This window comes from Bartonella tribocorum CIP 105476 (assembly GCF_000196435.1).
Taxonomy (GTDB): Bacteria; Pseudomonadota; Alphaproteobacteria; order Rhizobiales; family Rhizobiaceae; genus Bartonella; species Bartonella tribocorum.
The window spans coordinates 2,609,215-2,619,061 of record NC_010161.1 but is presented as its reverse complement, the minus strand read 5'-3'; the positions used below and the strand labels follow the sequence as shown (position 1 = coordinate 2,619,061).

The following is a 9,847-nucleotide window of genomic DNA, read 5'->3' as shown; positions in this document are numbered from 1 at the left end:
AAAAAATTTAACTCCTTGTTAAGACATGTGTATATATCTTCACTGTTTTTTATAAACCTAAAATTTAGGAAAAATTCTCCATTATTATGCACAAATTAAAAGCTTGTGATAATCAAAAACCTCTTATGAAAATAAAGAGAGGATAACATCTTTAAGATAGTGTTATTTTTATTCTTTTTTTCTTTGCTTTTGTGGATAAAATTGAGGATAAATGGCGTATAAAAAATAATTCACACTAAACACAACTTTAAATAAAAAGAATCCTCTTTTAATATAACTTTATTAATAAAAAGTTCTGTAAAAAATGCTTTTGAATGATATTTCATTAATGCTATAGGTTAAGTTCATATTTTTATTATAAAATAATTAAATACTATTTGGATTTTATATTATTTTATATAATATTCTTAATATTACACGAATAAATTTCATATAAATGGCACTTGCAGATTGAAAAAATTGAGTGTAAAATATTTTTTTCTTAAAGATATTTCATTCTATAAAATCTCTATAAATTGTCTAGGGTAATTCTCTCCTTAATTAAAAGAGCATATTTCATGCAAAAAATGAAACTACAAGAACTTAAAAGCAAAAATCCCGTTGAACTTGTTTCTTTTGCTGAAACATTAGAAGTTGAAAATGCCTCCCTTATGCGCAAACAAGAATTAATGTTTGCGATTTTGAAAAAACTTGCTCTACAAGACGTAGAAATTATAGGAGAAGGTGTTGTTGAAGTTTTACAAGATGGATTTGGATTTTTGCGTTCTGCTGACGCTAATTATCTTCCTGGACCTGATGATATTTATCTTTCACCTGCACAAATCCAGTCATTTTCTTTAAAAACAGGGGATACCATTGAAGGTCCTATACGGAGCCCAAAAGAAGGGGAACGTTATTTTGCTCTTCTTAAAATTAATACAATTAATTTCGAAAAACCTGAGAAGATTCGCTACAAAATTCACTTTGATAATCTTACTCCTCTTTATTCAAATGAACGTTTCCAAATGGAAATACAAGATCCTACAGAGAAGGATATGTCATCGCGTGTGATTGATCTGATATCTCCGTTGGGAAAAGGACAAAGAGGATTAATTGTCGCACCACCTCGGACAGGAAAGACAGTTCTCCTACAAAATATTGCTCATTCTATTACCACTAATCATCCTGAATGTTATCTTATTGTTCTTTTGATTGATGAACGACCAGAAGAAGTTACAGATATGCAACGTTCAGTAAAAGGAGAGGTCGTTTCTTCTACTTTTGATGAACCTGCAATACGTCACGTACAGGTGGCAGAAATGGTCATTGAAAAAGCTAAACGCCTCGTTGAATATGGACGCGATGTTGTTATTCTTCTTGATTCGATTACACGTCTTGGGCGTGCGTATAATACCGTTGTTCCTTCTTCAGGTAAAGTTTTGACAGGGGGTGTTGATGCAAATGCTTTGCAGCGTCCAAAGCGTTTTTTTGGTGCTGCACGTAATATTGAGGAAGGTGGCTCTTTAACTATTATTGCAACGGCTTTGATTGATACAGGTAGCCGTATGGATGAGGTTATTTTTGAAGAATTTAAAGGAACAGGTAATTCCGAGATCGTTCTTGATCGAAAAGTTGCTGATAAGCGTATTTTCCCTGCTATGGATATTTTAAAGTCAGGAACGCGTAAGGAAGAGCTTTTGGTCGCACGACAAGATTTACACAAAATTTTTGTTCTTCGTCGTATTTTAGCACCTATGAATGTAACAGATGCAATTGAGTTTTTGATTGATAAATTAAAGCAAACAAAAAATAATAGCGAATTTTTTGATTCAATGAATACTTAGAGTCATTAAAGTTTTTATTAGGATAAAACCTGTGGATACAATCTTTGCTGTTTCGAGTGGATTGTTACCTTCAGGGGTTGCAGTCATTCGGCTTTCTGGCCCTCATGTTGTGCATATCGTTAAAACACTGTGCGGTTGTTTACCTAAAGCACGCTTTATGCATTATGGAAATCTCATTGCTCGTGATGGCAGCTTTTTAGATTCTGCTTTAACTGTTTTTTTTCCTGCTCCTCATAGTTTTACGGGAGAAGATTGTGCAGAATTCCATTTACATGGCGGAAAAGCAGTTGTTAATCGTTTTCTCGATGAATTATCGACATTTTCTGGATGCCGTATTGCAGAAGCGGGTGAATTTTCACGTCGTGCATTTATGGAGGGAAAATTAGACCTTGTTCAAGCGGAAGGTCTTGCTGATTTAATAGAAGCAGAAACAGAAAGTCAACGGCGTTTAGCAGTTATGGGGACAAGTGGACATTTAACAACACTTTATCGTGATTGGCGTCATAAGCTTATGAAGGTGCGTGCTTTTATTGAAGCAGAACTTGATTTTGCTGATGAAGAAGATATTCCTGATACAATATCTGATAAAATTTGGAAAGATGTGGAAGATCTTTGTACTTCTCTTCGAGAACATATTCGTGAAGGAGAACGTGCGAGTATTTTACGTGATGGATTAAAAATTGTTATTGCGGGGGCTCCTAATTCTGGGAAATCAAGCATTATGAATCGTCTTGCAGGAAGATCTGTTGCTATCGTGACGGAAGAAGCTGGAACGACTCGTGATGCTTTAGAAATGAGACTTGTTCTTGGTGGTTTACCTATTTTTTTAACGGATACTGCTGGTTTTAGAAAAACAGAAAATAAAATAGAACAATTGGGAATAGAAGTTGCTAAACAGCATGTGAGAGAAGCTGATTTGGTTATTTTAGTTTATGATATTGTAAATCCTAAGCAAGTTGATTTACCAGAAACATCGGCTGAAATATGGCGTGTTGGTAATAAGCTTGATCTTTATGAGAAAAATGATCCGTGCTGGTCTATACAATTTTCTGCATTAACTGGTTTAAATTTTGATTGTTTTATCAAAAAACTTGAATCATTTTGTCATCGTCGTGCTTCTGAAGTTGGGAATCTTGTTCCAGCGCGTAAAAGACAACTTCAATTATTAAAGGAAGCTGTTAAGGAAATTGAAAATTCTCTTAATTATCATTCTCTTGATCTCAGTTTACGTGCAGAACATCTCCGTCGTGCAAGTGATTTTCTTGGAAAAATTACGGGAGATATTGATGTTGAAGATTTGCTTGATATTATTTTTTCAGAGTTTTGTGTTGGTAAATAATGATTCACGTGAAACATTGATTATTTCATAGACAGATTTAAAAGATTATATAATTTATATCTTGTTTCACGTGAAACCTTAGAACTATTCTCTATGGAATGAATTAAATGCAATCATATGATGTTATCATTGTTGGTGGTGGTCATGCGGGCTGTGAAGCAGCTTCAGCTTCAGCACGTGTAGGTGCACAAACAGCACTTTTGACACATAAAATATCAGCACTGGGAACAATGTCCTGTAATCCTGCTATTGGGGGGCTTGGGAAAGGGCATTTAGTACGTGAAATAGATGCGTTAGATGGTCTCATGGGAAGAGCAGCAGATGCTGCTGGAATTCAGTTTAGACTCCTTAATCGACGCAAGGGACCAGCAGTGAGGGGTCCACGGACACAAGCAGATAGACAACTCTATAAAGAAGCCATTCAAAAATTTTTAAAAGAACAAGAAAATCTGACACTCGTTGAAGATGAAGTTATTGATCTGATTGTTAAAGATCATTGTGTATCAGGTGTTATTTTAAAAAAACAAGGAACAATTTTTTCTGGTGCTGTTGTTTTAACAACAGGGACATTTTTAAATGGTTTTATTCATATCGGTGATAAAACATGGGCTGCTGGCCGTATGGGAGATCCAGCAAGTGTGCAACTTGCTGAACGTTTAAAAAATTATCATATAAAACTTGGGCGATTAAAAACTGGAACCCCTGCTCGTTTGAGTAAAAAAACAATAGATTGGGATCGTCTTTCAAAACAACAAGCAGATGAAAATCCCGTTCCTTTTTCTTTTTTAACAGAGAAAATTGAACAGCCACAAATTGAATGTGCAATAACACGTACTAATGCGCAAACACACCAAATTATTCGTGATAATATCCATCGTTCTGCTTTATATTCTGGAAATATTGAAGGATTAGGACCTCGTTATTGTCCTTCAGTTGAAGATAAAATTGTTAAATTTGGGGAACGTGATGGACATCAGATTTTCCTGGAACCAGAAGGATTAAATGATGATACGGTTTATCCAAATGGTCTTTCTACTTCTCTTCCTGAAGATGTACAAATTTCCTTCTTAAAAACCATTGAAGGATTGGAAAATGCTACAGTTTTACAGCCCGGTTATGCTATTGAGTATGATTTTGTTAATCCACAACAATTAACAAAAAGCTTAGAATTACGCTCTTTACCAGGATTGTTTTTAGCGGGACAAATTAATGGTACAACAGGGTATGAGGAAGCTGCAGCACAAGGACTTTTAGCGGGATTGAATGCGGCACGTAAAGTAGGTAAATTAGATGAAATATTTATAAGTCGTTCTACCGCTTATATTGGTGTTATGGTTGATGATTTGGTTTCACGTGGGGTTTGTGAACCTTATAGGATGTTTACGTCACGTGCTGAATTTCGTTTGTCTTTACGATCTGATAATGCTGATACGCGTTTAACACCTTTGGCACAAGAATGGGGGATTGTCAGTAAAGTACGTTGGGATTGTTATCAGAAAAAACAACAACGGCTTGATCAAGCACGATCAATATGCAAAAATCTCTTTTTAACACCTAATGAAGCTTCTGCTCATGGATTACACGTGAATCATGATGGAATTCGGCGTTCGGCTTATGATTTTCTCGCTTATCCTCATATGACTTTAGAGCGTCTTTCACATTTTTGGCCACAATTACAAGCCATTGATTCTAAAACGGTAGAATCTTTAGAAATTGAAGCACAATATGCGGTTTATTTAGATAAACAAGCACAAGATATTGCCTCTCTTCAAAGAGATGAGCGTTTGGAAATTCCTTCATCTCTTGATATTCAGGCAATTTCAGGTCTTTCAAACGAACTTAAATCAAAAATTCAAGAAGTGTCGCCGCGTTCAATTGCTGATGCACAAAAAATTGATGGTATGACACCCGCCGCGTTATCACTTATTATTACATATATTCAACGTCAACGACGTGAAAAGGCTAAAAAAGCTTAATGGATTCTTCTATAGAACAAAAATATAAGCAACTATTAGATATTGTTCCTTCTGTTTCACGTGAAACGATGGAAAATTTAATTCAGTTTGAGTCTTTAATACTTCAATGGAATGCGCACATTAATTTGATATCTGCTGCAACAATACCAGATCTATGGACACGGCATATTTTAGATTCAGCACAAATTTTTCCTTTGTGTAGTCATTCTTTACAGTGGTGTGATCTAGGATCAGGAGGAGGTTTTCCCGCAATTGTGATTGCTATCTTTCTGAAAGAAAAAAGATCAGGACATATTAATCTTGTTGAAAGCAATGGAAAAAAAGTTGCTTTTTTGCGAACAGTTATTGCTCAACTTAATCTTCCTGCAACGGTTTATCATGCTAGAATTGAAGATATCTATCAAAAAATTCCCATATCTGATATTATAACGGCACGGGGATTAGCGCCGCTCAATGAGCTTTTACAGCTTATTTTTCCTTTATTAACAGAAAAAACAATCGCTCTTTTGCAAAAAGGTCGGGATTACGCTACAGAAGTAAAAAATGCCTCTGCCAATTGGCACTTTGATCTGTTAAAACATACAAGTAAAATTGATGAAAATTCTGTTATTTTGGAAATTTCTCATATTCGATCATATTAGAGGGTAAAGCAAAATGAGCGAAACACGAATTATCGCTATTGCAAACCAAAAGGGTGGAGTGGGAAAAACAACCACAGCAATTAATCTTGCAACAGCTTTAGCAGCCATTGGTGAAAATGTCCTTATTATGGATGTTGATCCACAAGGTAATGCAAGTACAGGCTTAGGAATTGATCGTAATAGCCGACCTTTATCGTCTTATGATGTTTTGGTTTCAGGCGTTTCGATTACACAAGCAGCTTTAAAAACAGCCGTACCTAATCTTCATATTGTTCCTTCTACACTTGATCTTTTAGGAGTGGAGATGGAAATTTCCTCATCACAAGATCGTATTCAACGCTTACGTAAAGCTCTCTATGATGATCCGGAAATGGAAAAAAAGTTCAATTATATTTTAATTGATTGTCCACCATCACTTAATCTTCTTACATTGAATGCCATGGGGGCTGCAGATTCTGTTTTGGTACCTATGCAATGCGAATTTTTAGCGCTTGAAGGTTTAAGTCAATTGCTTGAAACAGTAAAACAAGTACGGTCCGTTCTTAATCCATCTTTAGAAATCCAAGGTATCGTTCTAACAATGTATGATGGACGTAATAATCTTTCAAATCAAGTTGTTGAAGATGTACGTTCTTTTATGGGAGATAAAGTTTATCGTACTGTTATTCCACGAAATGTAAGAGTATCAGAAGCACCCTCTTTTGGTAAGCCTGTATTGCTTTATGATCTCAAATGTGCTGGAAGCCAAGCTTATTTGCGTCTAGCATCAGAAATGATTCAACGTGAAAAACAAGCCCGCGCTGCTGCTTAGAAATATAAAAAATAATCTAAAAATTCAAAGAGAAAAATTATGAATGATGATCTCTCAAAAAAAAGACTAGGACGTGGATTAGCGGCATTGATTGGAGATATCAATTTAAACAATAATCTTGCACGTTCATCAAGTTTTGATAAATTGACGGAATCCGGTAGCATTTCCGAACGATTTGTTTCTCTTGAAGCTATTTCATGTAATCCTCATAATCCGCGGCGTCATTTTACTGAAATAGAGCTTGATAATTTGGCACAATCAATTTGTCAGCACGGTGTGGTTCAGCCTGTTGTTGTAAGACCTTTAAAAGATCATCCTCATCGGTTTGAATTGATAGCAGGTGAACGGCGCTGGCGTGCAGCAAAACGTGCAAATTTAAGTCAATTACCCGTTATTATTCGTGATGTGGATGATAAAACCGCTTTGGAATTGGCTATTATTGAAAATGTTCAGCGGGCTGATCTGAATCCTATCGAAGAAGCAAAGGGATATGAGATGCTGTTGAATGAACATGATTATACACAAGTGGATTTAGCCCAAGTTATTGGAAAAAGTCGTAGTCATGTTGCAAATACACTTCGTTTGTTAAAACTTCCAGAAAAAGTTCAACAATTCTTAATGGATGGACAACTTTCTGCAGGTCATGCTCGTTGTCTTATAACCGTTGATAATCCACAAGATTTAGCTGAAAAAATTATCCGTGAAGGGCTTTCGGTACGTCAAACGGAAATACTTGCATATGAACAGGCTAATCCTAAAACTAAAAAACGTACGACTATAGAAAAAGATGCAGAAACAAAATCTTTAGAAAAATTACTTGCAGATGTTATTGGAATGAAAGTTATTATTCGTCACGGTAAAAAAGGTGGCGATTTAAAAATACACTATTCTTCATTAGAACAATTAGATGAAATTTGCCGTCGTTTACAAAGTTAATCAATTATTTAAAAAAGAGTTTTCTTAACAATTCCCTTTTAAAATTTTGATTATTCTATACATATTCTCTTTAGCAAATTCTATATTACTGGAAAGTACAAAGTTTTGTTCATAAGTAGAAATTTCTTCATCTGTAATCATATTCAATGTTTCTTGAAGTGTTAGGTGAGCGATGACATATTCTTTTGGTGTAAAGTTATTTTCTCTTAAAATATTCATGAGTCCTCGTTTACTAGAAATATAAGCGATATATCCTTCAATGTGATCATCATCAGTAATAAGATCACTTTTTGTATTTTCTTTTTGCGGTTCTGGAGGTAGATTTTTACATTCCTTTTCAATTTTCTCCAGCTTTAAAAGAATATCTTCTGTTAAGGGGTAACTTTCAAGAGGAGATGATATAAGAGAAGGATTGTTCGTTTCTTGCTTTTTGTCTTGAGCATGTAATGCAAAAGGAAAAAGGAAAAGAAAGCACAATGCAAATTTAAACATGACTAAAAACTATCCTTTCTTTTGCGAATTTTAATAAGAAACTTTCTGTTTGTTGCTCTTTGTTTTTATAAAAATCATTTGTAAATATAATAGGAATATAAGGTAATTGTTCGGAATGGTGAAAATATGATGACTTTTTGATAGAGACATATCTCTAACGAAGAGTAGAACGCCATTGGATCACTAATTCATGCACTTGTTTTTAAAAGGGCATCTTACGCTTTCAAGTCCAGTTTTGAACGGTGTCCGTGAAATAGTATAAGTAGAGCTCTCTATCTTTATGAATTATGAAAAAGCAAGCCGCATCATCACACATTCTGCCAGTTCTCACTGTACTACAAAGTCCTTGGTACTTAAGACTATTTATCAAAGGTATTTTTATTGTAGAGTTCCACTCCACACGATCCTCTTCACTTGTAACATGTAAGCGGATGTTTTTTATCGATTCAATATATAAAATAGTGAATTATCATTATAAATCAATACATGACTTATTATAGAAATGGATTGTTATTTTTCTATATCTCATAACTTATTAGTTGCTCAAAATGAGTTTTTGACAGTTTCCTAAAAGAGTCGTTATTTTGTAAAAATGTTTTTTAACAAATTCAAGATTTTTTAAAAATACAATATTTTTCTCAGACGAATATTCTTTTTCGGATGCAAATGTAATAAGCATTAATATTCCTTCAAGCGTTAAGGTTCCAGCAGCAAAATCTTTTAGTGTAATATTATTTTCTCTCAAAATATTTACAAATTTCGGTTTACTAGAAATATAGGCAGTGTAGTTTTCAATATTAGAGAAAACGTTAGAGTCATAAGTAAAAGAATCATTTTCTGTTTTTGGAAGCAAATTTTTACATTCTTTTTCAATTTTTTCTAACTTTAAAAGAAAAGTTTTTGTTAAGGGATAATTGCCGATGACAGGTGATATAAAAAAGAATCGTCTGTTTTTTGTTTCTTAAGCATATGATACAAAAGGGTAAAGAAAGAAAAATCACAATGCGAGTTTAAACATAACTAAAAATTATCTTTTCTTTTTCGAATTTCAGCAAAAACTTCTTCATCGGTAGAATCTTTCATTGAAAGATTTTTTCTGATTGCTGGATCATTCCAGCGAAGAAAGGGGTTTGTTGCTTTTTCTTGCCCTAAAGTGACAGGGAGAGTCATGGCATTTTTTGCGCGTAATGACAAAACTTCTTCTGCTCTTTGTTGAAGTTTTTGATTATGCGGATCAAGTGTCAATGCGAAAAGAGCATTATTTTTTGTGTACTCGTGTCCACAATAGAGAAGCGTTTCATCAGGGAGTTTACAAAGTTTTTTTAAAGAATTCAGCATTTGTACTGCTGTTCCTTCAAAAAGACGTCCACAGCCAAGTGAAAAAAGCGTATCTCCAGCAAAGAGTAATTTTTTTTCAGGAAAATAGTAGGATAGAGCTCCTAACGTATGGCCAGGTGTTGAGAGAGCTAAGAGCGATTGAGAACCAAAGAGAAGCTTCTCATCAGATTGAAGTGTTTGATCAAGATGGTAAATCTTGTTTTTTTCTGCTGCTGGCCCGAAAACTATAGCATTGTACACTTGTTTTAATTCTGCAAGAGCTTCTACATGATCATGATGATGATGAGTCACAAAAATAGTATGAAGTGTCCAATTACGACGCTTTAAAGCGTTGTGAATTGCTTTGCTTTCAGGAGCATCTATTGCGGCTGTCATACCACTTTTTTCGTCATGAATAAGCACACCAAAATTATCTTTTCGACAGATAAATTGCTCAATCAGCATGTCTTTTTTCCATGAACAGCATGCAACGATGAAACTGAAAGATAATT

Annotated in this window: 9 protein-coding genes; 6 read left to right on the top strand and 3 right to left on the bottom strand. The window is 34.5% G+C overall.

Annotation, left to right across the window (positions count from 1 at the left end; translation table 11 throughout):
• The first annotated feature begins 557 nt into the window (after positions 1-557).
• From rho to BTR_RS11860, 6 genes are all read left to right on the top strand, one after another.
• Positions 558-1,823, top strand: coding sequence for a transcription termination factor Rho (gene rho / locus BTR_RS11885; protein WP_012232634.1), 1,266 nt, complete (start codon positions 558-560; stop codon positions 1,821-1,823).
• A gap of 31 nt (positions 1,824-1,854) precedes the next feature.
• Positions 1,855-3,162, top strand: a complete 1,308-nt coding sequence (mnmE, locus tag BTR_RS11880) for a tRNA uridine-5-carboxymethylaminomethyl(34) synthesis GTPase MnmE (RefSeq protein WP_012232633.1) — start codon at positions 1,855-1,857, stop codon at positions 3,160-3,162.
• Positions 3,163-3,269: 107 nt separating this feature from the next.
• Entirely contained in the window at positions 3,270-5,138 is a 1,869-nt protein-coding gene (gene mnmG, locus BTR_RS11875) for a tRNA uridine-5-carboxymethylaminomethyl(34) synthesis enzyme MnmG (RefSeq protein WP_012232632.1), read from the top strand.
• Entirely contained in the window at positions 5,138-5,779 is a 642-nt protein-coding gene (gene rsmG, locus BTR_RS11870) for a 16S rRNA (guanine(527)-N(7))-methyltransferase RsmG (protein WP_012232631.1), read from the top strand. Before mnmG ends, rsmG begins: the two co-directional genes overlap by 1 nt.
• Before the next feature lie 13 nt (positions 5,780-5,792).
• Positions 5,793-6,590 carry a ParA family protein gene (locus BTR_RS11865; protein ID WP_012232630.1) on the top strand — a complete coding sequence of 266 codons (798 nt, stop codon included), beginning with the start codon at positions 5,793-5,795 and terminating at the stop codon, positions 6,588-6,590.
• A 39-nt stretch (positions 6,591-6,629) separates the two neighbouring features.
• Positions 6,630-7,526 (top strand): ParB/RepB/Spo0J family partition protein, encoded by an 897-nt coding sequence (locus BTR_RS11860; protein WP_012232629.1) that lies wholly within the window; start codon positions 6,630-6,632, stop codon positions 7,524-7,526.
• 24 nt (positions 7,527-7,550) lie between these two features.
• On the opposite strand, the gene BTR_RS11855 is transcribed toward BTR_RS11860, so the two are convergent.
• The 3 genes from BTR_RS11855 to gloB form a co-directional block, all read right to left on the bottom strand.
• Positions 7,551-8,018 carry a hypothetical protein gene (locus tag BTR_RS11855; RefSeq protein ID WP_012232628.1) on the bottom strand — a complete coding sequence of 156 codons (468 nt, stop codon included), beginning with the start codon at positions 8,016-8,018 and terminating at the stop codon, positions 7,551-7,553.
• 535 nt (positions 8,019-8,553) lie between these two features.
• Complete coding sequence (locus BTR_RS11850) at positions 8,554-8,871, bottom strand: hypothetical protein (protein WP_012232627.1); 318 nt, start codon at positions 8,869-8,871, stop codon at positions 8,554-8,556.
• A gap of 167 nt (positions 8,872-9,038) precedes the next feature.
• Positions 9,039-9,800 carry a hydroxyacylglutathione hydrolase gene (gene gloB / locus BTR_RS11845; RefSeq protein WP_012232626.1) on the bottom strand — a complete coding sequence of 254 codons (762 nt, stop codon included), beginning with the start codon at positions 9,798-9,800 and terminating at the stop codon, positions 9,039-9,041.
• Between the last annotated feature and the right edge of the window lie 47 nt (positions 9,801-9,847).

What these genes read in the sequence shown, in the direction of transcription:
- rho (WP_012232634.1), top strand. Translation starts at nt 558, where the DNA reads ATGCAAAAAATGAAACTACAAGAACTTAAAAGCAAAAATCCCGTTGAA.
- mnmG (WP_012232632.1), top strand. Translation starts at nt 3,270, where the DNA reads ATGCAATCATATGATGTTATCATTGTTGGTGGTGGTCATGCGGGCTGT.
- rsmG (WP_012232631.1), top strand. Translation starts at nt 5,138, where the DNA reads ATGGATTCTTCTATAGAACAAAAATATAAGCAACTATTAGATATTGTT.
- BTR_RS11865 (WP_012232630.1), top strand. Translation starts at nt 5,793, where the DNA reads ATGAGCGAAACACGAATTATCGCTATTGCAAACCAAAAGGGTGGAGTG.
- BTR_RS11860 (WP_012232629.1), top strand. Translation starts at nt 6,630, where the DNA reads ATGAATGATGATCTCTCAAAAAAAAGACTAGGACGTGGATTAGCGGCA.
- BTR_RS11855 (WP_012232628.1), bottom strand. Translation starts at nt 8,018, where the DNA reads ATGTTTAAATTTGCATTGTGCTTTCTTTTCCTTTTTCCTTTTGCATTA.
- gloB (WP_012232626.1), bottom strand. Translation starts at nt 9,800, where the DNA reads ATGCTGATTGAGCAATTTATCTGTCGAAAAGATAATTTTGGTGTGCTT.